At 71.3% G+C, this 26,285-nt stretch carries 26 protein-coding genes and 1 tRNA gene; 11 read left to right on the forward strand and 16 right to left on the reverse strand.

The window, feature by feature from the left end; all coding sequences use genetic code 11:
* Positions 1-8 precede the first annotated feature (8 nt).
* Entirely contained in the window at positions 9-557 is a 549-nt protein-coding gene (locus tag IAG44_RS22245; RefSeq protein ID WP_246561966.1) for a hypothetical protein, read from the reverse strand.
* 214 nt (positions 558-771) lie between these two features.
* On the opposite strand from IAG44_RS22245, the gene IAG44_RS22250 reads away from it, so the two are divergent.
* The 3 genes from IAG44_RS22250 to IAG44_RS43660 are packed head-to-tail and all read left to right on the forward strand — an operon-like array spanning position 772 to position 2,800.
* Positions 772-1,590 (forward strand): ABC transporter ATP-binding protein, encoded by an 819-nt coding sequence (locus IAG44_RS22250; protein ID WP_246561969.1) that lies wholly within the window; start codon positions 772-774, stop codon positions 1,588-1,590.
* The gene (locus IAG44_RS22255; RefSeq protein WP_246561971.1) at positions 1,587-2,453 is read left to right on the forward strand and encodes a hypothetical protein; all 867 of its coding nucleotides are present in this window, start codon (positions 1,587-1,589) and stop codon (positions 2,451-2,453) included. Before IAG44_RS22250 ends, IAG44_RS22255 begins: the two co-directional genes overlap by 4 nt.
* On the forward strand, positions 2,450-2,800 hold the full coding sequence (locus tag IAG44_RS43660; RefSeq protein WP_343075746.1) for an FtsX-like permease family protein: 351 nt from the start codon (positions 2,450-2,452) through the stop codon (positions 2,798-2,800). Before IAG44_RS22255 ends, IAG44_RS43660 begins: the two co-directional genes overlap by 4 nt.
* Before the next feature lie 14 nt (positions 2,801-2,814).
* On the opposite strand, the gene IAG44_RS22260 is transcribed toward IAG44_RS43660, so the two are convergent.
* The gene (locus tag IAG44_RS22260) at positions 2,815-3,507 is read right to left on the reverse strand and encodes a PH domain-containing protein (protein WP_187748826.1); all 693 of its coding nucleotides are present in this window, start codon (positions 3,505-3,507) and stop codon (positions 2,815-2,817) included.
* A 95-nt stretch (positions 3,508-3,602) separates the two neighbouring features.
* Positions 3,603-5,642 (reverse strand): pectinesterase family protein, encoded by a 2,040-nt coding sequence (locus IAG44_RS22265; protein ID WP_187748827.1) that lies wholly within the window; start codon positions 5,640-5,642, stop codon positions 3,603-3,605.
* A gap of 258 nt (positions 5,643-5,900) precedes the next feature.
* Here IAG44_RS22265 and IAG44_RS22270 point away from each other — a divergent pair, with 258 nt between their 5' ends.
* Positions 5,901-6,413 carry a GNAT family N-acetyltransferase gene (locus IAG44_RS22270; protein ID WP_187748828.1) on the forward strand — a complete coding sequence of 171 codons (513 nt, stop codon included), beginning with the start codon at positions 5,901-5,903 and terminating at the stop codon, positions 6,411-6,413.
* A 1-nt stretch (position 6,414) separates the two neighbouring features.
* On the opposite strand, the gene IAG44_RS22275 is transcribed toward IAG44_RS22270, so the two are convergent.
* On the reverse strand, positions 6,415-7,806 hold the full coding sequence (locus IAG44_RS22275) for a M1 family metallopeptidase (RefSeq protein ID WP_246561978.1): 1,392 nt from the start codon (positions 7,804-7,806) through the stop codon (positions 6,415-6,417).
* A 65-nt stretch (positions 7,807-7,871) separates the two neighbouring features.
* Here IAG44_RS22275 and IAG44_RS22280 point away from each other — a divergent pair, with 65 nt between their 5' ends.
* On the forward strand, positions 7,872-8,372 hold the full coding sequence (locus IAG44_RS22280) for a hypothetical protein (RefSeq protein WP_187748830.1): 501 nt from the start codon (positions 7,872-7,874) through the stop codon (positions 8,370-8,372).
* A gap of 1,058 nt (positions 8,373-9,430) precedes the next feature.
* On the opposite strand, the gene IAG44_RS22285 is transcribed toward IAG44_RS22280, so the two are convergent.
* Together IAG44_RS22285 and IAG44_RS22290 are read right to left on the reverse strand one after the other, a co-directional pair.
* The gene (locus tag IAG44_RS22285; RefSeq protein WP_187748831.1) at positions 9,431-10,099 is read right to left on the reverse strand and encodes a hypothetical protein; all 669 of its coding nucleotides are present in this window, start codon (positions 10,097-10,099) and stop codon (positions 9,431-9,433) included.
* Between the two features lie 4 nt (positions 10,100-10,103).
* Positions 10,104-10,790, reverse strand: a complete 687-nt coding sequence (locus IAG44_RS22290; protein ID WP_246561981.1) for a pentapeptide repeat-containing protein — start codon at positions 10,788-10,790, stop codon at positions 10,104-10,106.
* Between the two features lie 213 nt (positions 10,791-11,003).
* Between IAG44_RS22290 and IAG44_RS22295 the strand changes: the two genes are divergently transcribed.
* Positions 11,004-11,897: an aminoglycoside phosphotransferase family protein gene (locus tag IAG44_RS22295; protein WP_425508531.1), complete on the forward strand. Its 894-nt coding sequence runs from the start codon at positions 11,004-11,006 to the stop codon at positions 11,895-11,897.
* A 79-nt stretch (positions 11,898-11,976) separates the two neighbouring features.
* Here the strand turns inward: IAG44_RS22295 and IAG44_RS43665 are convergent, their stop codons facing one another.
* Positions 11,977-12,585 (reverse strand): hypothetical protein, encoded by a 609-nt coding sequence (locus tag IAG44_RS43665; RefSeq protein WP_246561982.1) that lies wholly within the window; start codon positions 12,583-12,585, stop codon positions 11,977-11,979.
* A 225-nt stretch (positions 12,586-12,810) separates the two neighbouring features.
* A tRNA-Thr gene (locus tag IAG44_RS22305) sits at positions 12,811-12,884 on the reverse strand.
* A 214-nt stretch (positions 12,885-13,098) separates the two neighbouring features.
* On the opposite strand from IAG44_RS22305, the gene IAG44_RS22310 reads away from it, so the two are divergent.
* The 3 genes from IAG44_RS22310 (at position 13,099) to IAG44_RS22320 (ending at position 15,730) form a co-directional block, all read left to right on the forward strand.
* Positions 13,099-14,184 carry an ABC transporter ATP-binding protein gene (locus IAG44_RS22310; protein ID WP_187748833.1) on the forward strand — a complete coding sequence of 362 codons (1,086 nt, stop codon included), beginning with the start codon at positions 13,099-13,101 and terminating at the stop codon, positions 14,182-14,184.
* Positions 14,185-14,426: 242 nt separating this feature from the next.
* The gene (locus IAG44_RS22315; RefSeq protein WP_187752820.1) at positions 14,427-14,885 is read left to right on the forward strand and encodes a hypothetical protein; all 459 of its coding nucleotides are present in this window, start codon (positions 14,427-14,429) and stop codon (positions 14,883-14,885) included.
* A gap of 113 nt (positions 14,886-14,998) precedes the next feature.
* The gene (locus IAG44_RS22320; RefSeq protein WP_187748834.1) at positions 14,999-15,730 is read left to right on the forward strand and encodes a nucleotidyltransferase family protein; all 732 of its coding nucleotides are present in this window, start codon (positions 14,999-15,001) and stop codon (positions 15,728-15,730) included.
* A gap of 65 nt (positions 15,731-15,795) precedes the next feature.
* Here IAG44_RS22320 and IAG44_RS22325 read toward each other — a convergent pair whose 3' ends face one another.
* The 6 genes from IAG44_RS22325 to IAG44_RS22350 form a co-directional block, all read right to left on the reverse strand.
* A complete protein-coding gene (locus IAG44_RS22325; protein WP_187748835.1) occupies positions 15,796-17,412 on the reverse strand; it encodes a DoxX family membrane protein in 1,617 nt (538 codons plus the stop codon).
* Between the two features lie 95 nt (positions 17,413-17,507).
* Positions 17,508-18,452 carry a 23S rRNA (guanosine(2251)-2'-O)-methyltransferase RlmB gene (rlmB, locus tag IAG44_RS22330; RefSeq protein WP_187748836.1) on the reverse strand — a complete coding sequence of 315 codons (945 nt, stop codon included), beginning with the start codon at positions 18,450-18,452 and terminating at the stop codon, positions 17,508-17,510.
* Positions 18,453-18,569: 117 nt separating this feature from the next.
* Positions 18,570-19,970, reverse strand: coding sequence for a cysteine--tRNA ligase (cysS, locus tag IAG44_RS22335; protein WP_187748837.1), 1,401 nt, complete (start codon positions 19,968-19,970; stop codon positions 18,570-18,572).
* A gap of 47 nt (positions 19,971-20,017) precedes the next feature.
* Positions 20,018-20,503, reverse strand: a complete 486-nt coding sequence (gene ispF / locus IAG44_RS22340) for a 2-C-methyl-D-erythritol 2,4-cyclodiphosphate synthase (RefSeq protein WP_187748838.1) — start codon at positions 20,501-20,503, stop codon at positions 20,018-20,020.
* Positions 20,493-21,239 carry a 2-C-methyl-D-erythritol 4-phosphate cytidylyltransferase gene (gene ispD, locus IAG44_RS22345; RefSeq protein WP_187748839.1) on the reverse strand — a complete coding sequence of 249 codons (747 nt, stop codon included), beginning with the start codon at positions 21,237-21,239 and terminating at the stop codon, positions 20,493-20,495. The genes ispF and ispD overlap by 11 nt, the downstream gene beginning before the upstream one ends.
* Before the next feature lie 297 nt (positions 21,240-21,536).
* Positions 21,537-22,019 (reverse strand): CarD family transcriptional regulator, encoded by a 483-nt coding sequence (locus IAG44_RS22350; protein WP_003953493.1) that lies wholly within the window; start codon positions 22,017-22,019, stop codon positions 21,537-21,539.
* Between the two features lie 617 nt (positions 22,020-22,636).
* Between IAG44_RS22350 and IAG44_RS22355 the strand changes: the two genes are divergently transcribed.
* A complete protein-coding gene (locus IAG44_RS22355) occupies positions 22,637-23,317 on the forward strand; it encodes a copper chaperone PCu(A)C (RefSeq protein WP_187748840.1) in 681 nt (226 codons plus the stop codon).
* A gap of 72 nt (positions 23,318-23,389) precedes the next feature.
* On the opposite strand, the gene phoP is transcribed toward IAG44_RS22355, so the two are convergent.
* Together phoP and phoR are read right to left on the reverse strand one after the other, a co-directional pair.
* The gene (gene phoP / locus IAG44_RS22360; RefSeq protein ID WP_018568744.1) at positions 23,390-24,061 is read right to left on the reverse strand and encodes a two-component system response regulator PhoP; all 672 of its coding nucleotides are present in this window, start codon (positions 24,059-24,061) and stop codon (positions 23,390-23,392) included.
* 5 nt (positions 24,062-24,066) lie between these two features.
* Positions 24,067-25,335: a two-component system sensor histidine kinase PhoR gene (gene phoR, locus IAG44_RS22365; RefSeq protein ID WP_187748841.1), complete on the reverse strand. Its 1,269-nt coding sequence runs from the start codon at positions 25,333-25,335 to the stop codon at positions 24,067-24,069.
* Positions 25,336-25,525: 190 nt separating this feature from the next.
* On the opposite strand from phoR, the gene phoU reads away from it, so the two are divergent.
* Positions 25,526-26,206 carry a phosphate signaling complex protein PhoU gene (gene phoU, locus IAG44_RS22370; protein ID WP_187748842.1) on the forward strand — a complete coding sequence of 227 codons (681 nt, stop codon included), beginning with the start codon at positions 25,526-25,528 and terminating at the stop codon, positions 26,204-26,206.
* Positions 26,207-26,285 lie beyond the last annotated feature (79 nt).

Consider the following 26,285-nt stretch of genomic DNA (forward strand, 5'->3'; position numbering starts at 1 on the left):
TTCCTCTCTCACCCCTCAGCCAGCCACTCCTCCGCCAGCCACCCCTCCAACACGATCTCCCGCTCCCGTGAACTCAGCACCTTCTCCGGTTGGTTCACCCGCCACCACTCACTCATGACCACCGGCGAGAACTCCCCCCGCACCATCCGCGCCAACAACCCCAGCGACAGGTCGACTTCACGCTGGGTGTACGCGACCGACGCCCCCGAGTAGACCGACGTCTCGACCTCCACACCCCCGGCCGCGATCACCACGGTCATCTCCGGCGGCTCCTCCGGCACCCACGCGTCCAGCGCGGCCACCGCGAACGACGCCGCGCGGGCCGCCCAGCGCACGGCGGTGGAACGGACGGGCGCGTCGGGCACCCGCAGATCCGTCACCTCGCCCCAACTCCACTCCAGCGGCTCGGAACCGCGCACCCGGGGCCCGTCCGGCGTCAGCACCACACTCGGCGCCGGATCGACGGCCGGCGTCCCCACGTACGCCACGTCCCCCTCGATCCAGAAGAGTCCGACCATGCCGCCCTGACTACGGGGCGTCGTCGCTTCGGGTTCCACTGTCGGCTCCTGTTTCCTTCCCTGCGCGGCCACTCGTCTCTATGGACCGCCTGCGACGACGTCCGGTTCCGCACCGCCGTCACCCACCCGGCGGAGCGTCCCCCCTGAGGGTTGTTTCCCTCACTCTTCGTGGTGATCCGGTGGGGTACCGGGGGCGGGGTCGCCGGTAGGAATGAGCTCCAGCCCGCAGGAGACGTGTCCACGAGGAGACCCGGTGACCCCGCTGTTGAGGACCGAAGGCGTGGGCCGGACCCACACACTGCGAGGAGCGAGGATCGACCTCCTGGACGACGTGACGCTCGACCTCGAGGCCGGCCAAATCACCGCGCTCGTAGGGCATTCGGGGTCGGGCAAGACCACCCTGCTCCACATCATGGGCCTCCTGGACGACCCCGACCGGGGCCGGGTGTTCCTGGGCGACGACGACATGACGAACCTGGCGGAGGCCGCGCGAGCCGACGCCCGACGACGCCGCCTGGGCTTCGTCTTCCAGTCCCACAACCTCCTGCCGCAGCACTCCGCGTACCGCAACATCCTTGTCCCGTACGCCGGTTCACGCACCGACGGCGAACCCCGGGCCCGCCGTCTCCTCGACCGCGTGGGCCTCACGGCACGGGCCTCGCACCTCCCCGGCGAACTCTCCGGCGGTGAACAGCAACGCGTCGCCCTCGCCCGCGCGTTGATCAACGACCCGCCGGTCGTCCTCGCCGACGAACCCACCGGCAACCTCGACCCCGACAGCGAACGGCAGTTGCTCACCCTGTTCCGCGAACTCGCCGACGAGGGACGGGCGGTGGTCGTCGTCACCCACAACGCGGCCATCTCCGACACCGCCGACGTCGTCCACCGCCTGGAGAAGGGCCTGCTGACGACGGAGAGGCCGGCGCGCCGGCACGTGGACGACCACACCACGCCGCCGCGACGGCCCGACCACACCACGCCACCACGACGGCCCGACCACCCCGCGAGCAGGAACCGCCAGTCACCGCAGCAACCCGGCCACCCCACGCGCACGGAGACGACCCCCGCATGAACGTCCTCCACCTCGCCCTGACCAACATCCGCGCACTGCGCCGCCGCCTGTACCCCCTCATCGCCCTCCTCGCCGTCACCGGCGCCGTCGGCCTCGGCGCCCTGGGTATCGCGGAACACGCGCAGGGCACGACGGACCAGCGGATCGAGGAGAGCACGGCCAACCGCAGCATCACGGTGGACCGCCCCGAACCCGGCACCTCCACACCGGAGTTGACCGACAGCGCGGCGGCCGGACTGGCCCGCCTCCCGCACGTCACGTTGGTGCAGCACCGCGCCCAGATCTCCATTGCCCTGGCACCCCCCGGCGCGACCGCGCTCCTGTACGCGACCACCCACCGCCCGGCCGTCACCCCACCGATCACCAAGTCGGTCCGCGCCGCCCTCTTCCCCCTTCACCCCGGCGAGATCGTGGCCCCCGCCACGGCCGACGGCGTCGACCTGACGCACCTGGTCGGCCGGACGATCGACGTCGAGACCATCCGCTTCGTGCGCCCCGGCGAGGGCACCGGCGTCCCCGATCGCGCCCGTCTGGCCGCCGTCTACGACCCCACCTGGCAGCTCGACGGCCCCGACGCCGCGTACGCCGCCGACGCCACCGTCATCCGCTGGGCCGCCCGGCGCGCGGGCGTGCCCGAGGGAACCTACCCGCGCACCATCGGCTACGACCAGCTCACCGTCGTCACCGACACCGCCGCCCACACCCCCGACGTCATGAAGTCGTCCAGGCCCTCGGCTACCCCGCCACCACGCTCAGCCAGCAACTCGCGGCGCTGCCCGCAGTGTTGGAACTCATCCGGGCGGCCGGCCACACTCTGCTGGCCCTGCTCGGCATCGTCGCCTTCGCGGGAGCCGCCACGGTGACAGGGGCCCTGTCCCGCCAACGGGCCACAGAGGTAGGCATCTTGAAGGCGGTCGGTTTCCGCACCCGCACGGTCCTGACCCTGCTCATCACCGAAATGGCCCTGACGGCGGCTCTGTCGGCGCTACTGGCGATCGCGCTCGGCGCCGCCGCGTCCACTGCCGCGACCGTATTCCTGCGCGGTGACCGGGAGTTGGCGCCCTACCTCGACGCCGGCACCCCTCTCCCGGCCGCGCCCACCCTGGCCGCGCTCCTCGCCCTCACCGTCCTCGTCGTGACGGCCGGTGCCTTCGTCCCGGCCCGCCGCGCCGCGAACCTACAGCCGGCGGAGGCGATGAGGCACTGGTGAGCAACGGCAACTCGTCACCCCTGAACAACAGTTGCGCGGGCCTCTCCAAGCCGGTCGAAGACGAGGAACAGCACCGCCAGCACGACGAGGGGCACCGGGACGATCAAGTCGATGGCGAACGACGGCCCGTCGAGGAGGAGGGAGAGGACGGCGAGCCCGATCGTCACGGCCAGCGCGAGGACGGCGCCGTGACTCGCCCGCGTCCAGGCGGCCCGCCGACGTTCACCACGGGCGACACGCTCGTCCGGCTCCCGGCGTTCCCAGAGGCCGAGTTGACCGGCGGCGCCGACGACGTCGTCCAACTCGTCGAAGACCGAGGCGAGTTGACGCTCGTCGAAGTGTGGAAGACGCAGGCTCGCGCCGTTCGTGTCGTACAGGTGCACCGGGAACCGCGCCTGCCAGCGGGTGCGGAAGCCGTCGGCGGGGATGCGCAGGTCCTGGACGTCCGCCCAGGGGACGTGCCGCGTGCGCAGCGGCCCCTGGACGGTGATGCCGGACGCGCTGACGGTCGTCCGCGCGCGGAACCGGTCGAGCAGCAGGTAGGCGCCGGCCGCCAACCCGAGGACCAGGTACGGGAGTTCGCGCAACGTCGGCTCGTCGCCGGCGGGGGCGACCAGGAAGGCGATCGCGAGCAGGAGCAGGACGTCGGGCAGGGGGAGGGCGCGGCCTCCCCGGTACGTACGCTCGATCCGCGGCTCGCTGCCCATGTCGTCCCCCGATGGCCGTTTTTCCTGACGCGTGTCGGGGTGATGATATGACCGCGCTCGCACCCCGGTTCACGGGGCCGACAGAGTCCGCCGCCTCACGAAGCCGACGGCGTCCAGTCCCCCAGCCAGTCCGCGACCTCCTGCCCCGCGGCCTGCGCGTCGCTGAGCTGCGGCCGCTCCGAGGACGCCGCCCCGGCCCCCGCCCCGGTGTTGCGGTACTCCGCGAACCGGTCGTCCTTCCAGGAGAACCCGCCCATGTCCGTCCACGGCGTGGCCTTGATCGCCCCGCTGAGCGTGGTCTCGCGGACGGTGGCCTGGGGGTCGACGGTCGTGTCGCCGCCGGGGTGCCAGTTGCGCCCGAGGTAGTGACTCCCGTTCGCCACATCGCCGTTGACGGCGGACCGGTTGATGAGGATGCCCTTGCGCCCGGCGGGCGTGGAGGGCGCGGTGACGTACCCGGCGGACGTGCCGTTCCACCGCTTCTTCAGGGTGATGACCGACTTGTCCACCACGGCGGTCGCGCGGCCGAAGATGAAGTCGACGTTGCCGGTGATGTACGAGTTGGCGATGTAGACGCGGCCCGGCCTGTCCTTCGCCGCGGTCTCCAACTCCAGCGTGTCCTGGTCCCCGTTGACGATCGCGCCGTCGATGACGATCCGGTCGGCCTGGGTCAGCAGCGCGACCGCCTGGTTCGCGATGTCCTGGTGCGCGGCCTCGTCGAAGTCGTTGGTGACGGTGAGGTTGCGGATCTGGGAGTCGTCCGAGAGAACGGAGAGGGTGGCGCTGCCCGGCGTCCCGTACGTCCCGGAGCCGTCCGGCTTGGTCATGCCGGCCGCGTTGCCGTACACGATGACCGTGTCCTTGCGGCTCGCCCCCGCGCCCTGGATCGTGACGTGCGGCTTGTTCGCGGGGATCTTCACGACCTCGCGGTACGTCCCCGGCTTCACCGAAATCACCACGCGGGACGGGTTGTTGACGGGTACGGCGTTCACGGCGGCCTGCACGGTGCGGTACTGGCCGGAGCCGTCCTGAGCGACGGTCAGCGTGGTCGCCTTGGCAGCGGCGGTAGTTGAGGTCGCTCCGATCGAACTGCGCGGCCCCGCACCGGACTTGAGCAGCGCCGGAACGTCCGCCGTCTTGTCCGGCGTGTACGGGTAGTAGCTCTTCGGATCCCACCTGGCCCCGTCGCCACCACTCTCGTTGCGCCCACCGGTCCCCGAGAACACGCTCCCGCGCTGCACGACCGTCGCCGAACTGTCCCTGGTGACCGGGTTGTTGACGCCCTGGAAGTACGAGTTCTCCAGCACCATGTTCGTGTTGCCGCGCGCGTAGTTCCCGTACGACGCCTTGATCGCCGTATTCGCCTCGTCCTCAAGGTAGTTGTTGTAGAGGTGCGCGTGCGCGACGTTGTCCGCCGAGGGGTTGCGCTGCTCCGTCTCGCGGATCCAGTTGTGGTGGATCGTGATGTCGGCGGTCGTGTTCGTCGTCCAGCCGATCCCGAACGCCTTGTTCTCCTGGCTGAGTCTGTTCCACGACACCGTCAGGTACGTCGTGTCCTTGCGGCTGTCGATCAGGCCGTCCGCCATGTGCCGCAGGTCGTTGTGGTCGATCCAGACGTGGTGCGCGCCGTCCATCTGGATCGCGTCGAAGTCGTGCTCCTTGTCGTTCCAAGTCCCTTGGTACGCATCCCTGATGGTCAGGTTCCGGATGATGACGTTGTGCACGCCCTGCCCCAGGAAGAAGCCGCCGCCGACGATGTGACCCGACGTCCCGGCTCCCACGATCGTCTTGTCCGAGGCGACCTTGATCCCCTTGCCCACCGGATTCACGGCGATGGCCCCGGCCACCACGATCACGTACGGCTCGCTCGCCGTCGCGTACCTCTCCAACTCGGCGAGCGTCCGCACGGTGACGGTCTTCCCGTCCCGCCCGCCGTAAGTCCCGTTCTGCCCCAGCGCGTTGACCGACGCGAACCCGTCAGCCACCGCCGTCGCCCACCCCGGCACCGCGGCCGACGCCTCCTCACCCGACCCGTACCCGTAGCCGAACGCCCCGCCCACCACCAACGCCAGCGGCACCCCGACCGCCGACGCCACCTTCCGCCTGCGATGCCGTGCGCGTACCTTGCGGCTCATCTCGGAACCCTTCCGTCCGGGGAGATTCGCAGCACAGTCGCCACACCGGGGGGAAAGGTTGCCGGGTGCCAGAGAGCGGCTTCCCACCGTTGCGGGCACGGGAGCCGGGAGTGTGCCCGGTCGGGAGAACGGGCGGGGCCCGCGCCTCGTGCAGGAGTACGCGTACGCGTGGGGCGGCCGGCCCCTCCAGGGTGACGCCGGCAGCCCCGTCGGCGGCGAACTCCTTTGGTTCGAGGTCTACCCCTCTACGCTCGCGGCATGATCCTGACGCCCCTGAAGCTGACCCCCGACCACGACATCCCGGCGGCCGTCCTCACCGAACTCACCGCCCTGTACGCCGCGAACGAGACCTTCCTCGCGCTGAGCGGCGACTTCCCCGACCCCGGGAACGTCAGGCCCGAGGAGATCGCGCGGGAGCTGGCGGACGAGCTGGCGAACCCGGACGCGGCGGTTCTGCTCGCCCGGAGTGAGGGTCAACTCGCCGGTATCGCGGTCACGTTGGCGCACCATCCCGACCCGGCGGACCCGGACCCGTGGATCGGCCTGTTGATGGTGGGCGAGCACCGCAAGGGCCACGGACGCCGTATCGCACAGGTCGTCGAGGACACCTTCCGGGACGCCGGACGCGCAGCCGTCCGCCTCGCCGTCCTCGACGACAACCCGAACGGCATGGCCTTCTGGACGTCCCTCGGCTACGAGGTCATCGACCACCGCAGGGACCGCCAACGGGACCGCCCCTGCGCGGTGTTGCGCAAGCAGCTCACCAACTGACCTACGGACGAGCGGGCCTGCCCTCCCCGAACACCCACTCGTCCCACACCGCGTCCCAGTCCTCCTCCGGCGCCAGTCTCTCCAGGTGGCCCTTCAACTGGCCGGTGTCGGCGACGAGATGACGATGCTCGCCGGTCCACCCCTGGAGGAACTCGTAGAACAGGTCGTCCCCGAGAAGCTGACGGATCTTGTGGACGGCCATGGCGCCCCGGAAGTAGACGGGCGGGTCGGAGATGCGGTCGGCGCCCGGCGGGTCGCCCGGCGGGAACTCCCAGACGGCGTCGTTGTCCTCGGCGTCCTCGTAGTAGTCCCCGGCGTACACGGCGTCGAAGATCTCCTGAGCGGACTCCCCGTCGTGGTCCTCGGACCACAGCCACTCCGCGTACGTCGCGAACCCCTCGTTGAGCCACATGTCGCGCCAACTCCGGGGCGTCACCGAGTTCCCGAACCACTGATGGGCCAACTCATGGACGAACGTCCCGAGTTCGGGCGGCCCGGCGAAGAACGGCCGGGTCTGCGTCTCCAGCGCGTACCCCGCGTCACCGGGCCGCTCCACGATCGCCCCCGCCGAACGGAACGGATACGCCCCGAAGTTCTCGACACCCCACTCCAGCACCTCGTCAAGCCGCCCCAGCACAGCCCGACTTGCCGCGGCCTGCGTCGGATCGACAGCGACGTACGTGGGCAACTCCCCGCCGGTACGCCGCACTTCGAACCGTCCGATCGCCAGCGTCGCCAGATAGCTCGCCATCGGCTCCCCGCTGTGCCACACGAACGTACGCCCGCCCGCCACCGCCTTCTCGCTCCGCAACTCCCCGTTGGACACGGCCGTCAGCCCCTCCGGCACGGTCACCGTGAGGTCGTACGTCGCCTTGTCGGAGGGGTGATGGTTGCCCGGGAACCACGCCATGGACCCCACGGGCTCGCCGAGCGCGATCGCGCCGTCCGCCGTCGGCAGCCAGCCCTCCTTCGACCCGTCGGGATCGGTCAGGGTCCGCGGAACGCCGGAGTAGCGGACGGTCGTCGTGAAGACGTCCCCCTCGCCGACGCCGCCGCGCGGCCGGACCGTCAGCTCCTGACCCGCCCGGCTCGTGCGCGCGGGCTCCCCGTCCACCGTGACCTCTTCGACGTCCAGGCCCGTCAAGTCCAGGTTGTACGAGGTGAGTTGACGAGTCGCGCGCGCCGAGATCACGGCTGTGCCGGTGAGTTGACGCGTCGCGGGGGTGTAGCCGAGCGTCAGGCCGTAGTGCGTGACGTCGTACCCGCCGTTGCCGGCCCGCGGGAAGTACGGGTCGCCCACACCGTCCGCGCCCACGCCGTCGTCCCCGCCCGAGTCGCAGCCCGCCAGCAGCAGGAGGACGGCGAGGGCGGCGGCGCGGGTTCGTCTGGGCACGCCGTCGATCCTAGGCGCGCCGTGCCGGGCCGCCCCGGGAGAAGGGGGCATGACACCATCAGGGCGTGCTCGACATCGGCTATGCCCTCTCCAACCGGTTCCCGGACCCGCCGCAGACCGACTACCGGCGCGCGGACGTCCGCGCGCTACGCCACGACCTGTTCTGCGGGGACGTCTACCTCGCCGACACCAAGGCGGACCGCGAGGTGGCGACGGCGTGGGGGTGGGTGCCGGTGCTGGACTTCGCGTGGGCGCTGTGCGACATCGTCGAACGCGTCGACCAGGACCCGGCGGGCTCCCGCGCCTCCCGGCCCCAGTACGCCGAGCTGGACTTCACCGAGTCCACCGACCGGATGCTCTTCGAGCGGCGCTTCGGCTGGGTCGACATCGAGGCGGACTGGATGCGCGCCGACGAGCCCCCGCTCACCTTCTCCCACACCGAACTCCGCCGCGAGGCCCGCGACTTCCTCCACGACCTCCTCGCCGACCTCACGGACCTCCACGAGGACCTGGCCGAAAACCCGGCGATCTGGACCCTCCAGGCGAAGTTTCCTCGGGTGAGCTGAGGGGGGGCGGGCCGGGGGCGCGTATGGGGCGCCGGCCCGACGGCGGCTTCCGCACGGGGCGACGGCTCGACGGTGGCTTCCGCACGGGGCGACGGCTCGACGGTGGCTTCCGCACGGGGCGACGGCTCGACGGTGGCTTCCGCACGGGGCGACGGCTCGACGGTGGCTTCCGCACGGGGCGACGACCCGCCGGTGGCTCCCACACAGGGCTACGGCTCGACGGTGGCTTCCGCACGGGGCGACGACCCGCCGGTGGCTCCCACACAGGGCTACGGCTCGACGGTGGCTTCCGCACGGGGCGCTGCACCTCGCGGGCGGCGACGCGAGGGCTCTCGCACAGGGCTCGGCGTCGGCTTCCGCGCCGGGCTCGGCACCAGAGGGGGGCGCCCACAGAACTCGGCACCGGCGAGGGTTCTCCCACTGGGCTCGGCGTCGGCGGTGGGTTCCGCGCCGGGCGCGGTACCGGCAGTGGTTCCGGAGCCGGGCTCGGCACCGGCGGCGGCTTGCCCACCGGGCCCGGTGTAGGCGACGGCTCCCGTACCGGTGCCGGCACCGGCGACCCGTTCCGGACCCCCGCCCGACAACCCGCACCCGCCCACCGCCGCCCACCCAGCTACGGGCAGCAGCGCCACCACCCCCACCCACCCGCACCCGACCACTCCCTCCACCCCAGCTGCGGGCAGTCGTGCCTCCCCCAAGCTCTTCGAGCAGGGGGTACCCCCAGGCGGCACGGGTGGGCGCAGCGGCACCCCGCCAGCGCGGGCGGGCGACAAGGCCCCCACCCCAGCCCCCCACCAACCCGCAGACACCCACACCCCAGCCCGGCACGCTGAGCCAGCCAGCCTCAGCCCCGCGCGCTGAGCCGGCCTCACGCCCAGTCCCAGCCCCGTGTCCCTGAGCCAGCCCCGAGCCCTGGGTCAGCCTTACGCCCAGTCCCAGCCCCAGCCCGCGACCCGAGCCGGCTCAGCCCTCGAGCAACGTGCCCCTGATGCCCCGCCCTCAACGCCCCGCGCCCCTGAACGACGCGCCGCTGAAGAACCCGGCACCCGCACCCCCCGTCACACCCCCGAGGCCCCCGCCGGCGCACCCCCCGCCCAGAACGTCGCCCCGCCCAGCAGCCACAGCTCCGTGAGGGCCGTCCCCGGCGGCAGGTACCCCTGGGACAGCGCCCCGTACCCCGTGTTGAGCCGGGGCGCGGACAGCCCGAGCAGCGCCATGACGTCGTAGTGCTGCGCGTCCGCGAAGACGTACCGCCCGTCCTTGCCGTCCTCGCGCGCCAGCGGCACGCAGCGCAGGACCGACTCCAGGGCCGGCAGGTCGACCGGCGCGGCGGCGAAGGGGAGCAGCGCGGTCGGCGCGGCGCCGAGCGGTTCGGGCCAGCCGGGGGAGGGGTCGGACCAGGCGTCCGCACGCTCCTCGACGCTGAAGTAGCCCGGCCACGAGTCGTAGATGTGGCGCAGCTCGCCGCCGTCGTACACCTGCATGACCAGTACGTCCGAGTCGAAGACGTACATGCCCAGCGTCGGGACGGACAGGCGGCGGCTCACCGCTTCCGCGAGGGTCAGCGCCTCCGTCTCCTCGGCGGGATGAATCACGGTGTGCCGAGGGCCCACCGCGAGTGCGTAGCCGCGTATCGAGGGGCGGCCCGCCGCCGTCTCCTCGGAGAGCAGCGGCACCACTTCGTGGCACGGCCGCGCCACCAGTACGTTCCCGTAAAACGTGCCCATCCGGTCACTCCTCCACCCTGATCCCCAGTTCCCCCGCGAACACCGGCGCCAGATCGAGCAGCTGCGCCGTGCTGATCACGGCGCCGCGCAGTCGGTCGAGCCCGGCGGTGATACCCAGTTCGACGGCCCCCCTCAGATCGACGTCCGACAGAGTCGCCGCGCTGAAGTCCGCGCCCCTGAGGGCGCAGCCGACGAACTCCACCCGTTCCATACGCGCGCCCGCGAAGTCCGGTTCGACGAGAACGCAGTTTTCGAAAACGACATCTTTGAGCCGGGCCTGCCGGAGGTTCAGGTAGTCGATCTTCCCGCCCCTCACCACCACCCTCTCCAGCACGCTCCCGAACATCTGCGTGCCGCCCAGCCGCGCGTCGGTCACCTCCACGTCCCGCAGGGTCGCGTCCGCCAGATCCGTCCCCACCCCCCGGGGCGCGGTCAGCCGCGAGTCGAGGAAACGCGCGTTGCGCAACCGCGTCTCGTCCAGCGCGCACCCCGTCAGCGCGCAGTCCATGAACCGCGACCCCGCTCCGTCCTGCCCCGCGAGATCCAGCTCCCGCAGCTCGACCCCGTCGTAGTCCCCGTCCGGCTCCACCTCCCCGCCCTCGAACCCCCTCAACTCCGGCAACCGCACCTCGGGCCGCCGAGCCGCCTTGACCCCACCCTGCTTCCCGCCACCCTGCCGAGTCTTCGCCATGCCCCCATCCTGCACCCCACCACTGACAATCCCCCTGACCTGCACATTCCCCCGCGAGACCCCGCTCAGGCCGCCCCCGGAAGAAACCCGCCCGCACCCGGAATCCGCGCCGAGCGCGGGGCGGCGTTCCGCGTCCCCGGGGCGCTGCGGACGTGCCTCCGGACCGCCCGGGTTACGCGCTTAATTCACGTGAGCGGATGCGCGGAGGTCAGTATCGTCCGAGGGGTGATCGACATTCCGCGCGCGTTGGTGAAGTCGCAGCAGAGGGCGAACGGAGCGGCCGGGGTCGCTTTCCTGGAGGGGCTGCCGGGGCTGGCGGAAGGGTTCCTCGACCGGTGGGACCTGCGGCTGGACGGGCCGTCGATGCACGGCATGTGCGCGCTGATCCTGCCCGTCGTCCGTACGGACGGCCTGCGCGCCGTCCTGAAGCTCCAGTTGCTCGACGAGGAGAGCGAGGGCGAGGCGGTCGCCCTGCGGCTGTGGGACGGGGACGGGGCGGTCCGCCTCCTCGACCACGACGAGGACACCGGGACGATGCTCCTGGAACGCCTCGACCCCGCGCGCATGCTCGCGCACGTGGCCGACGTCCACACCTCCGTCGAGGTCATCGCCGGCCTCCTCGCGCACCTCACCGCGGGCCCCGCGCCGCAGGGCATGCGCAGCCTCGCGGACATCGCCGCGTCCATGCTGGAACGCACCCCGGCCGCCCTCGCGCGCGTCCCCGACGCCGAGCACCGCCGGATCATCACGGACTGCGCGTCCGCCGTCGCCGAGGTCCTGGACGAGCCCGGCGACCGTCTCCTGCACTGGGACCTCCACGACGAGAACGTCCTCGCCGCCGACCGCGCGCCCTGGCTCGCCATCGACCCCAAGCCCCTCGCCGGCGACCCCGGCTACGACCTCTGGCCCGCGATCGCCAACCGCTTCGACCCCGACGACATCCGCTGGCGCTTCGACGCCCTCACCGCCGGCCTCTCCCTCGACCGCGACCGCGCCCTCGCCTGGACCCTCGGCCGCCTCCTCGAGAACAGCCTCTGGAACATCGAGGACGGCGAACCCCTCGACGAAGAGGACCTGGAAATCGCCCGCCGCCTCAGGAACTCCTGAGGAATCCGGCACGTTGGACCGACAACAGACCGCACCTTGACACGACAAGAGAGCAACAGCCCTCCCCACACCACCCGCGTCACCCCCACCCCCCGAACACCCCGGCGTTGGCTTGCGCGTGGCAGATGTTGTAGCCCCCGGAGGCGTGCGCCTTCTCGGTGTGACCGTCGACGGTGACAGAGCAGTCGATGTCCCCGGCCCCCTGGAGCTGGGCGGTGACCGTGTAGTAGAGGGCGTCCCCGTCGAAGGGGAGGGTCGCGGTGAACTCGCCGTTCCTGAACCTGCCTTGGCGGTTGTCACTGTCGGAGCCGTAGGTGATGTCGAGCGGCCCGAGCGCACCAGCGGGCGCAGTGCCCCACACCTTGAAGGTGACGACCTTCTGCCCGGACCCCTCGCTCCTGCTCTTCCCCGGAGCCGCAGCGGAACCGCCCGACTCCACAGCACCAGCAGGACGCCCGGCCCGCGAGGCAGCAGAACCACCCCCGACGGAACCCCCGCTCTCCTCGCCGCCCCCACCCTCGCTGACCAGCGCGCCGAGCACGCCGAGGACGACGAGAAGACCGACGGCGCCCCCGCACCCGATACCGGCGATCTTCCCGAGGGACGTCTTCTTCGGCGGCTGCGGAGGCAGGCCGGGCTGCTGGGGGTTGCCCCAACCGGGCTGCTGCTGCGGATGCTGGTAGCTCATGGAATCCCCGAGGCGTTCGTCGTGATGTGTGGAGGGATGACACGGGGAGACCATGTGCGGTTGCGGCCGTCGGGGGGATTCACCAGAACGTGGCGTACCGGGCGTACGTGCGATGCGAGCCCGCCGTCGAAGGGGAGGCGGACACCCACCCGTACGACGCAAAGCGGCGGCCCGGTGAGTGGATCACTCGCCGGGCCGTGGGAGGGCCTGGGCGGGCCCTGGGAAAGCCCCCTGTCGGATTCGAACCGACGACCTACGCATTACAAGTGCGTTGCTCTGGCCAGCTGAGCTAAGGAGGCGTGGCGTACATGACCGCGTACGCGACCCGTGCAGTGTACCCAAGCCCCCACCCCGCCCTGTCGAAAATTTCCGCGAAGTTCACAGTCCTCCAGGTACTGACATACCGGAAAACGCGAGGTAGCGTCCTGAGGCAGTCCACCCGTGGACTACACCACCACCTTCCTACAACGGATCGTCCGGCACGTTCCTGCCGGTAGAAGGGGGCCTAGCACCATGGCCACTGTGTCTTTCGACAAGGCGACCCGGATCTACCCGGGTTCCGAGAAGCCCGCCGTCGACGCGCTCGACATCCAGATCGAGGACGGGGAGTTCCTGGTCCTCGTCGGCCCGTCCGGCTGCGGCAAGTCGACCTCCCTGCGGATGCTGGCGGGTCTTGAGGACGTCAACGGCGGAGCCATCCGCATCGGCGACCGCGACGTCACGCACCTGCCGCCCAAGGACCGGGACATCGCCATGGTGTTCCAGAACTACGCGCTCTACCCGCACATGTCGGTCGCCGACAACATGGGCTTCGCCCTGAAGATCGCCGGCGTCCCGAAGGCGGAGATCCGCGCGAAGGTCGAGGAGGCCGCGAAGATCCTCGACCTCACGGAGTACCTGGACCGCAAGCCGAAGGCGCTCTCCGGCGGTCAGCGCCAGCGTGTCGCGATGGGCCGCGCGATCGTCCGTGAGCCGCAGGTCTTCCTCATGGACGAGCCGCTGTCGAACCTCGACGCCAAGCTCCGTGTCTCGACGCGTACGCAGATCGCGTCCCTCCAGCGCCGCCTCGGCATCACGACCGTCTACGTCACCCACGACCAGGTCGAGGCCATGACGATGGGCGACCGCGTCGCCGTCCTCAAGGACGGTCTGCTCCAGCAGGTCGACACCCCGCGCAACATGTACGACCGCCCGGCGAACCTCTTCGTCGCCGGCTTCATCGGCTCCCCGGCGATGAATCTCGTCGAGGTCCCGATCGCGGACGGCGGCGTGAAGTTCGGCGCCTCGGTCGTCCCGGTCCAGCGCGACGCCCTCGCCGGCACCACCGACAAGACAGTCACCGTCGGTGTCCGCCCCGAGCACTTCGACGTCACCACCGAGGCCGGCAAGGGCCTCGCGGTCACCGTCAACGTGGTCGAGGAGCTCGGCGCCGACGCGTACGTCTACGGCACCGCCAAGGTCGGCGACGAGTCGAAGGACCTGGTCGTCCGCGTCAGCGGCCGCGAGGTCCCGGAGAAGGGCTCCACCCTCTCCGTCGTCCCGCGCGCGGGCGAGACCCACGTCTTCTCCACCTCGACGGGCGCCCGCCTGTCCGACTGACACAGGTCACCGCGAGGGCCCCGCAGCCGAGAGGGTGCGGGGCCCTTTCGCGTACGCCGCCGGAGCGCGGGGAGCGCACCTCGCGGGCACCCCGAAAACCCCGGCAATCCCGGCTTTTCGGGCGGCAGCGTCAACCCCCTACCCAAAAAACGCCACTCCATCGTCCCCCATTCGGGTGACTAAATGTCTCCAAATCATTACTGGGCGCTACCATCTGTCGCGTGAAGCACTCGAAGCGCTCCGTGGAGCACACCACCACGCGGACGCGACGCGGCGGCCGGGGTCCCGCCCGCCGGATCGGTCGCTCCCTCGCACTCGTCCTGCCCGTCGTCATGGTGCTCTCCGGGACCCTCGCGGTGACCCGGGTCAACTGGACCGGAGACCCGTCGGAGTCGGTGCTCACCGCGTCCGACGTCTCCGCCCCCCGCACCGGCCACGGCGGCGCCGCCCGCGCCCCCCAGGACGTCCTGCGCGACCAGCTCCTCACCGAGCTGCAGCAGAAGGACCCCGGCATCGCCCTGACCCACCTCCAGCAGGCGGTCAACGGCAAGCCGGCGCTCGCCAAGCACTGCGCGTCCATCGCCCGCGCCCTCGGCCGCGCCGCCGTTCGCGTCTACGGCCCGAGCCGCGCCCAGTCTTTCTCCCGCCCGGTCTGCGACACGTCCTTCGCCTCCGGCGTCCTGGCGGCCCACACGAGCTGACGACCGGCACCAAGACACCGACGACCGGCCCCGGGGACACGAACCCCGGGGCCGGTCCCGTATGCCACCCCTCACTCCCCGCCCTCTCACCCCCGTCTCGTACAGTGCCGTCCATGACCCACCCGCACGCCGCGTCGCGCCCCACGCAAGCCGTCATCCTGGCCGGAGGCCAAGGCTCACGGCTGCGTCCGTACACCGATGACCGGCCGAAGCCCATGGTCGAGATCCCCGGCACGGGCACGCCGATCATCGGGCACCAGCTGAACTGGCTCGCGGAGGAGGGCGTCACGGACGTCGTCGTCTCCTGCGGACACCTCGCGGACGTGCTCCAGCGGTGGCTGGACGAGACGGAGCTGCCGGTCTCCGTCACCACGGTCGTCGAGCACGAACCGCTCGGACGCGGCGGCGGCCTCAAGTACGCGGCGGCGCGTCTGCCGCACCCCGACCGCCCCTGGTACGCGACCAACGGCGACATCTGGACCCGGTTCTCGCTGCGCGAGATGGCCGACTTCCACACCGAGCGGGACGCCGTCGCGACCCTCGCGCTCGCCCGGCCCCGGATCCCCTGGGGCGCCGTGCAGACCGACGGGTTCGGGCACATCACCGACTTCATCGAGTCGCCGCCGTCCACGTTCGAGATCAACGCGGGCGTGTACGTGTTCTCGCCCGGCTTCGCCGGCCTCCTGCCGGAGCGGGGCGACCACGAGCGCACGACGTTCCCCCAGCTCGCCCGCGAGCTGCGCCTCGCCGGGTTCCCGCTGCCGCAGGGCGCGTACTGGCGGGCCATCGACACGGCGAAGGACCTGACCGAGGCGGCCAAGGAGCTTGCGGCACTGGCCCGTTGAGCCAACACGCCGTTGGGGCCCCCTCCCTGAAGAAGGGGGCCCCAACGGCGTACCAAAAGTGACCCCTACCCCAGCAGCCCGCCCACCAGGTTCTCCTCCCCGCCCGACGACTCCCCACCGGACCCGCTCGACGAGCTGCCGCCCGACGACGGCCCCGAGGACGTCGTACTGGGCGCCTCCTCCACCGAAGACGTGTCCTTGGACGGCGACTTGTCGGACGAGGACGAGGACGACGACCCGCCCGTCCCGTCCGTCCGGCTGGACGACCCGGACGTCGACGAGTCACGCGTGGACGACGGCGACGACTCACGGGACTCGGCCGGCGCCGAGGACGCGTCGCCGGACGGTGTCGCCGACGCCTCCGCGCTCGGCTCACCGGACCGCTCACCCTTGCCGGAGGCACTGGGCAGCGGCGACCCCGGCAGCTCGTTGCGCGGCGCCTCCCCGGGCCCGGGAACGACCACCCGGTCGGCGTCACGGACGGCCGCGCCGAGGAGCGAACCGAACAGCAGGGTCAGCCCGACGACGATCGCGGTGACCAGCGCCCCCCTGCGCAGCACGTACCGCCGCAGCTGCCACAGCGGCACGCGCGGACCGAGCCGCCGCCAGGCCCCGGACGCGAGCCGCCCGTCCACCGAGTACACCGGCGCACCCGCGATGATCAGCGGCGACCAGGCGGCGAGGTTGATGATGTCGGGGGTGTCGTAGACGGGGACGGTCTTCCAGCTGACGGTGACGATCAGCGCCGCCGACAGCAGCGCCCCCAGCGCCGCCGCGACCCGCTGCCAGCAGCCGAGGATCGTCAGGACGCCGACGACGACCTGGAGGAAGGCGATGACGAGGCCGGAGCCGACCGGGTGGTGCAGCGCGAACTGGCGCAGTGGCTCAGCCACTTCCCACGGGTGCAGCGTGTTCAGCCACTTCACCATCGAGCCCCGCTTGCCGCCGTCGAAGTAGACGGGGTCGCAGAGCTTGCCCATCCCCGCGTACACCGCGAGGAAGCCGAGGAAGATGCGCAGCGGGAGCAGCACGACGCCGAGGTTGAGCCGGCGGCCCGGGTAGTAGGCGTGGCGCGCGGGGTCGCCGGGGACCCGGCGGCGGGGCGCGTCGCCGTACCCGTCCTCGTACGCCGGAGCCGCGTACTCCGCCGCGTACCCCGCGTACTCCGGCTCGTCGTAGACGCTGTCGACGGACCGCATGTGGGGCAACAGCCGGTTGTCACGCGTGCGTTGGGCGCCGACGAGCGGGGTCTCCACCGTCCGCTCGGGCAGGTCCTCGACCTCGACGCGGGGGATGACCTGGGTGGCGCCCGCGTCGGCGGACGGCTGCTCGGCGTGGCCCACGCTGCCGGCCCGGACCGCCTGGAGGAGGCGGTGCGCGCCCGTGTCGTCCGGCGCGGAGTGCCCGCTCCAGACGACGGCCCGGCGCCGGGGCGCGGCGGAGCCCGCCGACACCCGTGCCGAGTCCTCGGCGGGGTTCAGGTGGCGGGCGACGCGCGGGGACTGGGCGCGTCGCGCCGACGCGCCCAACTGCACGCGGAAGGAGGCGTGCGTGACGATGACCTGGGCCGGATCGCTCGGCACCTTCACCATGCTCAGCGCGGGACCGTCGTCGAGTCCTGAGGCGAATCCCGACTGGCGGTCCCCCGTGGGTGTACGGGGTGTTCTGGTGTCCACACTCATCTAACCGAGTGACTTGTGTTTAGGACACTGCTTTGACTCGCCGGATGTGTCCGGACCCCGTCAAACCCCAGAACTACCCCGTACGGGTGAGCCCGTCACGCCCTGCGGCGCGCCACCTCGTACAGCACGATCCCCGCGGCCACACCGGCGTTCAGCGACTCCGCCCCGCCGGGCATCGGGATCCGTACCCGTACGTCGCAGGTCTCACCGACCAGCCGCGACAGCCCCTTGCCCTCACTGCCGACGACGATGACGACCGGGCCCTCGAGCGCTTCCAGGGCGCCGACCTCGGCCTCCCCGTCGGCCGCGAGCCCCACGACCGTGACGCCGGCCTTCTTGTACGCCTCCAGCGCCCGCGTCAGGTTCGTCGCCCGCGCCACCGGCGTGCGGGCCGCCGTCCCCGCCGACGTCTTCCACGCGCCCGCCGTCATCCCGGCCGCGCGCCGCTCAGGCACGACCACGCCGTGCCCGCCGAACGCGGAGACCGAGCGGACGACCGCGCCGAGGTTGCGGGGGTCGGTGACGCCGTCGAGGGCGACGATCAGGGGGTCCTCGCCGGCGTCGTACGCGGCGGCGGCCAGGTCCTCGGGGTGCGCGTACTCGTACGGCGGGACCTGGAGGACGAGGCCCTGGTGGTTCAGGCCGTTCGTCATGCGGTCCAGCTCGGGGCGGGGCGCCTCCATGAGGTTGATGCCGCCCCGGTCGGCCGCGAGCTGCAGCGCCTCGCGGACGCGCTCGTCGTTGTCGATGAACTGCTGGACGTACAGCGTCGACGCCGGCACGCCCTCGCGCAGCGCCTCGACGACCGGGTTGCGGCCGACGACCATCTCGGACGTGCCCTTGCCGCCGCGCCCGCGCGGAGTCGCCGGGCGGCCCTGGGCCTTGCGCGCCTGCGCGGTGGCGATGCGGTTCTTCTTGTGGCCCTTGCGCATCTCGGCGGGCGGGGTCGGACCCTTGCCCTCCAGGCCCCGGCGCCGCTGGCCGCCACTGCCGACCTGCGCGCCCTTCTTGCCGGACATGCGGCGGTTGTTGGCTGCCATGACCTACCAGTCCTTAAAAGGTTCCACTGCTCAAACAGCAGTACGTCTTATGAAGTGTGCCGCCCGGAGAGCCGGGCGGCACAATCGATCTTCGCGAAGCGGAAGCCCGGAAGCCCGCTACCGGGGTCCCAGCGTCCAGCGCGGGCCCTGCGGCCCGTCCTCGATGACCAGCCCCGCCTGCCCGAGCTGGTCGCGGATCGCGTCCGCCGTCGCCCAGTCCTTGCGCGCCCGCGCCGACTCCCGCTGGTCGAGGACCAGACGGACGAGGCTGTCGACGACGCCGTGGAGGTCTTCGCCCCGGTCCGACTCACCGGCCCAGTGCGGGTCGAGGGGGTCGAGCCCCAGGATGCCCAGCATCGCGCGCACCTCCGCGAGGCGGGCGACCGCGCCCTCCTTGTCGTCGGCGGCGAGCGCGCTGTTGCCCTGGCGGACGGTGGTGTGGACGATCGCGAGGGCCTGCGGGACGCCGAAGTCGTCGTCCATGGCCTCGGCGAAGGCGGGCGGTACCTCGGCGGCCGGCGCGACCGCCTCTCCCGCCAGTTCGACGACCCGCTGCACGAACCCCTCGATCCGCGCGAACGCGGACTCGGCCTCGCGCAGCGACTCCTCGCTGTACTCGATCATGGATCGGTAGTGCGGGGTACCCAGGTAGTACCTGAGGACGATGGGCCGCCACTGCTTGACCATCTCGGAGACGAGGACGCTGTTGCCCAGCGACTTCGACATCTTCTCGCCGCTCATGGTGACCCACGCGTTGTGCAGCCAGTACGTCGCGAAGTCGTCGCCGGCCGCCTTCGACTGGGCGATCTCGTTCTCGTGGTGCGGGAAGATCAGGTCGAGGCCGCCGCCGTGGATGTCGAACGCGGCGCCCAGGTACTTGCGGACCATCGCCGAGCACTCCAGGTGCCAGCCGGGCCGACCCCGGCCCCACGGCGTCTCCCAGTCGGGCTCGCCGGGCTTCGTCGCCTTCCACAGGGCGAAGTCGCGGGGGTCGCGCTTGCCGGTGATGCCGTCCTCGGCGGGCTGGCGCATCTCGTCGAGGTCCTGCCGGGACAACTCCAGGTAGGAGGGCCAGGAGCGGACGTCGAAGTAGACGCTGCCGTCGGCCTCGTACGCGTGCCCGCGCTCCATGAGCGTGCGGATCATCTCGACCATCTCGGTGACGTGGCCGGTCGCGCGGGGCTCGTAGGTGGGCGGGAGGCAGCCGAGCGCGCGGTAGCCGTCGTTGAACGCGCGCTCGTTCTCGAAGCCGATGGACCACCAGGGGCGGCCCTGCTCGCCGGCCTTCGCGATGATCTTGTCGTCGATGTCGGTGACGTTCCGCACGAACGTCACGTCGTAGCCCCGGTAGGTGAACCACCTGCGGATGATGTCGAAGTTGAGGTTCGACCGGACGTGCCCGATGTGCGGGGCCGCCTGCACGGTGGCGCCACAGAGGTAGATCGAGACACAGCCCGGCGTGAGCGGGGAGAAGTCACGGATCTGCCGGGCGCTGGTGTCGTACAGGCGAATAGTCACGGGTCCAAGGGTAGTGGGAGAAGGCGGCGGAAAAACACCGCTGTTGTTCAGGGTTTACGGACCACCAGCGCCGTCGCGATCGCCATCAGGCCCTCGTCCCGCCCCGGGAATCCCAGCCCGTCCGTCGTCGCCCCGGACACCGACACCGGCGCCCCGACCGCGTCCGACAGGACCTTCTGGGCCTCCTCGCGCCGCTTGCCGATCTTCGGGCGGGGCCCGACGACCTGGACGGCGACGTTCCCGATGACGAAACCGGCGTCCCGCACGATCCGCGCGGCCTCCGTCAACAGCGTGACGCCGGATGCACCCGACCACTCCGGGCGTCCGGTGCCGAAGTGTTGGCCGAGGTCGCCGAGGCCCGCCGCCGAGAAGAGGGCGTTGCAGGCGGCGTGCGCGACGACGTCCGCGTCGGAGTGGCCCGCGAGGCCGGTGCCGTCCCACTTGAGGCCGGCGCACCACAGCTCGCGGCCCTCCTCGAAGGCGTGGATGTCGGTGCCGATGCCGACCTGGGGCAGCACGAACTCAGAAGCCATCGTTGGCCCTCCTGCGCGCCAGGACCGCCTCCGCGAGGACCAGGTCCAGCGGGCGCGTCACCTTGAACGCCTCCTCGTGCCCGGGGACGACGACGACCGTCCCGCCGAGCTGTTCGATCATGCTCGCGTCGTCCGTGACGTCCTCGGTGACCGTCTCGTGCGCGTGCACCAGCGCCTTGCGGTCGAACCCCTGCGGCGTCTGCACGGCCCGCAGGCGCGCGCGCACGGGCGTGGCGACGACGGGCTCGGGCGCGCCCTCAGCCGGCTCGACCTCCTTGACCGTGTCGGCGAGGGGCAGCGCGGGCACGACGGCGACGGCGCCCTCGCGGACGGCCTCGACGACCGAGTCGACGGTGTCGACGGGGACGAGGGGGCGGGCCGCGTCGTGGACGAGGACGATGTCGTAGCCGTCCGGCAGCGCGTCGAGGCCCAGCTTCACGGACTCCTGGCGGGTCTCGCCGCCCGGCACGACCACGAACTCCGTCCGCTCGGGCAGCGCGTGCGCGTCGAGCAGGGAGCGGACCTCGGGGGCGCCGTCGGGCGGGGCCACGACGACGACCAGGGAGACCGCGCGGGACGCGGCCATCGCGCGCACGGCGTGGATCAGCATCGGGGTGCCGTTCAGCGCGCGCAGCGCCTTGGGGGCGCCGGGGCCGAGCCGGACGCCGCGTCCGGCGGCCGGAATCACCGCGGCGGTGCGGACGGCCGCCCTGGGGGAGTGTGATTCGTCAGACATGTTTCCTGTCAGGTTTGTGTGCTCGACCTACGTGGGTATGGCCTGGGAGGAGTGCCGGGTACCCCCCACCTCGACCTGCCCCTTCCGTGACGCGCGGGCCGGGAGCGGGAGCCCGGGACCTCGACAGGTACCGGATCCTTCCGGAGTCTTTTACGGGACCCGTTTTTCAGGGACCCCGGGGTTCGGCGTACGGCGCTGGGGACACGAACATGCCGCAGCGCCCGGCGACGGGAAATACGTCATCGGGCACCGCGGCATGTCGATGGGAGAGTCACTCCGGACGGAGGGGCTCAGTGCTCAGGAGGCGAGCACCTCGTCGAGCAGGGCTTCGGCCTTGTCCTCGTTGGTGTTCTCGGCGAGGGCCAGCTCGCTCACCAGGATCTGGCGGGCCTTGGCGAGCATGCGCTTCTCACCGGCGGAGAGTCCGCGCTCGCGCTCGCGGCGCCACAGGTCACGGACGACTTCCGCGACCTTGATGACGTCGCCGGAGGCGAGCTTCTCCAGATTTGCCTTGTAACGGCGCGACCAGTTCGTGGGCTCCTCGGCATACGGTGCGCGCAGGACCTCGAAGACCCGGTCCAGCCCGTCCTGACCGACCACATCACGTACGCCGACGAACTCCGCATTGTCCGCTGGCACACGTACCGTCAGGTCACCCTGGGCGACCTTCAGCACCAAGTAGGTCTTGTCCACGCCTTTGATCTGGCGAGTTTCGATGGCCTCGATCAGCGCGGCCCCGTGATGGGGATAGACCACGGTGTCGCCAACCTTGAACGTCATGTGACAGGTACCCCTTCCGTGGCTATCCAGGGTAACACGGAAACGACGGTTCCTGAATGGCGTTTTCGCAGGTCAGGGCATATCTCGGGGCTTGACAACAGCAACAGGAACGTGCTGGGGAAGGGGTCCGGAAGCGGGTATTCGCAGGTCGGAGCGGCTGTCCGGCGGGGGTGAAACGCGTACGTTACACGCATCCGGAACCGCGTCAACGCGGCCTAACGTCCCGATATGTCCCCTTCCTGGTGTGCGACTTCCGCTACTCCGTTCGGCGTCACGTGGCCGGTCTTCGACGTTTCCGGAATTGATCATCGAACATCCCCGCCCACCCCGATGATCGAATTCCCGCCCCCGCGCATTCGGAGTTCCAAAATCCATCGCGCGGGCCCCGAGGGGGTTATGTGAATGCGAGGGGTACACGAAGTGGCCAATGCGACCCAGGGGGCGAGTGGGGCGGGGGTGGCTGGTGGGGCGGACGGGTCCTTCGGGGGGTCGGGGCGCTCAAGGGGCGGGTCGGGTGTGGGGCGTTGTGCGTGGGTGGATACGCTGAGGGCGCTGACTGACCCTTAGGGCGGCTTTATATGGAGAGTCGCCCGTGCGTTCAAGGAGTTGCCGCCGCCGTGAGCAGCAGCCTTCGACGCGGCGCCCTCGCCGCTTCCGCCCTCGCGTTCTCGATCGCCACGCTCGCCGGCTGTGCGGCCGGAAACAACAGCCAGACCCTGGAGATCAAGCCGGACAACGCGGCTGTCACCGTGGGCGTGATCAAGATCCAGAACGCGGTTGTCATCACGCAGCCCGAGCGGGGCGCCGAGGGCCCGGCGGCGATCGCCGCGACCGTCTTCAACACCGGCACCACCGCGCAGACCCTCACCGGTGTCACCGTGGACGGCACGAGCCTGTCCGCCGTGCTGACGCCGGGCAAGGACGACACCGCGAGCAAGAAGGGCAGCCTGGTCGTGCCGGCCGGCGGCTCGGTCGTCATCGGCGGCCCGAACAACGCCTCCGCCGTCCTGGACAAGCCCGGTGACGCCGTCAAGAACGGCGACGCCCAGAAGATCACCTTCACCTTCAGCGACGCCGGTGACGTGAGCCTCCAGGCGTTCGTCGTCCCCGCGACCGGCTTCTACAGCGACTGGGGTCCGACGTCCGTCCCGAAGCCGTCCGCCTCCGGTGACTCCGGCAGCGCCTCCGCCGGCCCCTCGGAGTCCCCGAACCCGTCCGAGTCCCCGGCGTCGGGCAGCTCCGAGTCCTCCCACGCCCCGGCGACCTCGGAGTCCCCCTCCACGGGCACCGGCCACTGAGCCGCCCCGGACACGCCTGAGGGCGGCACCCCCGAGCTGGGGGTGCCGCCCTCGTCGTCGTGGTGGGGCTTTCTACGGCTCGAACTTGTAGCCGAGGCCCCGGACCGTCACCAGGTAGCGAGGCGCACCCGGGTCGGGTTCGATCTTGGCGCGCAGGCGCTTGACGTGGACGTCGAGGGTCTTCGTGTCGCCGACGTAGTCGGCGCCCCAGACGCGGTCGATGAGCTGCATGCGGGTGAGGACGCGGCCGGCGTTGCGGAGCAGCATCTCCAGGAGGTCGAACTCCTTGAGGGGGAGGTCGACCTTGGAGCCGGAGACGGTGACGACGTGCCGGTCGACGTCCATGCGGACCGGGCCCGCCTCCAGGGCCGCCGGGGTGACCTCCTCCGGCTCGCCCCGGCGGCGCAGCACCGCGCGGATGCGGGCGACCAGCTCGCGGGAGGAGAAGGGCTTGGTGACGTAGTCGTCGGCCCCTATCTCCAGGCCGACGACCTTGTCGATCTCGCTGTCCTTCGCGGTGACCATGATCACCGGGACGTTGGAGCGGCCGCGCAGCTGGCGGCAGACCTCCGTGCCGGGCAGGCCCGGCAGCATCAGGTCGAGCAGGACGAGGTCGGCGCCGTTGCGCTCGAACTCGTCGAGTCCGTCGGGGCCCGTGGCCGCCACGGCGACCTCGAAGCCCTCTTTGCGAAGCATGTACGACAGGGCGTCCGAGAAGGACTCCTCGTCCTCGACGACGAGCACACGGGTCACGGAAGGACCTCCGGGGCGGGAAGCGGTTCGTAAGGTGATTCAGAGGGAGCGGCCCGGTCCTCGGGGTCGGCTTCGTCGCCGTCCAGGTCGGGGTGCTGGTGCGCCCGGTCGCGGGCCGAGCCCGCCTCCGGCAGTCGCAGGGTGAAGGTGGAGCCCTGGCCCTCGGCGCTCCAGACCGTGACCTCCCCGCCGTGCGAGGCGGCCACGTGCTTGACGATCGCGAGGCCCAGACCGGTGCCTCCCGTGGCGCGGGAGCGGGCCGGGTCGACGCGGTAGAAGCGCTCGAAGATGCGCTCCTTGTCCTTGTCCGAGATCCCGATCCCCTGGTCGGTGACGGCGATCTCGATCAGGTCTCCGCCGGGCGCGGACACCCGGCGGGCGGCTATCCCGACGCGGGTGCGGGCGGGAGAGTAGTTGACGGCGTTCTCGACGAGGTTGCCGAGCGCCGCCGCGAGCTGGCCCCGGTTGCCCCAGACCCGCAGGTCGGCGGCGCCCCCGGCGGCCATCGTGATCTGTTTCGTGCCCGCCTGGTGCCGGCACCGGTCGACGGCCTCGGCGACGAGTTCGTCCACCCGGACCGGCTCGGAGTCCTCCAGCGGGTCGTCGTTCTGCACCCGGGAGAGGTCGATCAGCTCCTGCACGAGGTTGGTCAGCCGGGTCGCCTCGATCTGCATGCGGCCCGCGAAGCGCTGGACGGCCTCGGGGTCGTCGGAGGCGTCCATGACGGCCTCGGAGAGCAGGGAGAGGGCGCCGACCGGGGTCTTCAGCTCATGGCTGACGTTCGCCACGAAGTCCCGGCGGACCGCCTCGATCCTGCGGGCCTCCGTCAGGTCCTCGACCAGGAGCAGCACCAGCCGGGAGCCGAGCGGGGCGACCCGCGCGGAGACGGCCAGGGCCTCGCCCCGCCCGGTCCCGCGCCGCGGGAGGTCCAGCTCGACCTGGCGTATCTCGCCGTCGCGGCGGGTGTCGCGGGCCATCAGGAGCATCGGCTCCACGGCCAGCTTCCCGCCCCGGACCAGTCCCAGCGCGTAGGCGGCCGAGCTGGCCTTCACCACGGCGTCCGCCTCGTCGAGGACGACGGCCGAGGAGCGCAGGACCGACAGCACCGTGTCCACACCCGGGGGGAGGACCGGGTCCGTGTGCAGGGAGGTGCGGGTGGGGCGCTTCTGGTCGCGCTCGCTCCAGCGGAACGCCAGCATGGCGATGACGCCGGTGAGTACCCCGGCGATCGCTGCCGCTGCGGCGACCGCCGCGTTCACGTCCATGTCCTCAGGTTAGGCACGAGGTGCGACATCGCCACAGTCGTCGAGGGGTGACCTGCGAGACTCGTCGCCCAGAGTTCACCTTGGAGCCAGTAGTGATTCATTTGGGATGACGGAAACCGACGCGTGAGCGGCCGAACGTGTCACTGTAAGCGCGCGAGACTGAGGCACGAGAGGGAACGAGGGAACGCAGATGCGGGACGCGTACCACGAGGAACTGGATTCGATCGGCGACGGTCTGGTGGAGATGGCCAGGCTGGTCGGCTCGGCCATCGGGCGCGCCACGACCGCGATCCTCGACGCCGATCTGAACCTGGCCGAGAACGTGATCGAGGGCGACAAGAAGGTCGACGAGCTCCACCACGACCTGGAGGCCAAGGCGATAGCGCTGCTGGCCAGGCAGCAGCCCGTCGCGACCGACCTGCGGATCGTCGTGACGTCGCTCAGGATGTCCGCCGACCTGGAGCGCTCGGGTGACCTCGCCCAGCACGTCGCCAAGCTGGCGCGGCTGCGCTTCCCCGAGCGGGCCGTGCCGCGCGACCTGCACGCGACCATCCTGGAGATGGGCCAGCTCGCCCAGCGCCTGATGGCCAAGGCCGCCGAGTGCATCATCACCAAGGACGTCGACCTCGCGCTCCAGCTCGAAGCGGACGACGACGCGATGGACCTGCTGCACCGGACGCTGTTCCAGCACCTGATCGACGACCGCTGGAAGCACGGCATCGAGACCGCCGTCGACGTCACCCTGCTGGGCCGCTACTACGAGCGGTTCGCCGATCACGCGGTCGCCGTCGCCAAGCGCGTCGTCTTCCTCGTCACCGGGGAGCACGCGGACGAGATCCAGCAGGACCTGCCGCCGGAGATCCAGGCGTAGCCGTACTCTCGTGCGCCCTCGGCGCGCCCTTGTGCGCGGGGTGAGCGGTCCGTTGCCATGGGTGTACCTGCGTCGAGGA

Origin of the sequence: Streptomyces roseirectus (assembly GCF_014489635.1) — a bacterium.
In the GTDB taxonomy this organism is placed as follows: domain Bacteria; phylum Actinomycetota; class Actinomycetes; order Streptomycetales; family Streptomycetaceae; genus Streptomyces; species Streptomyces roseirectus.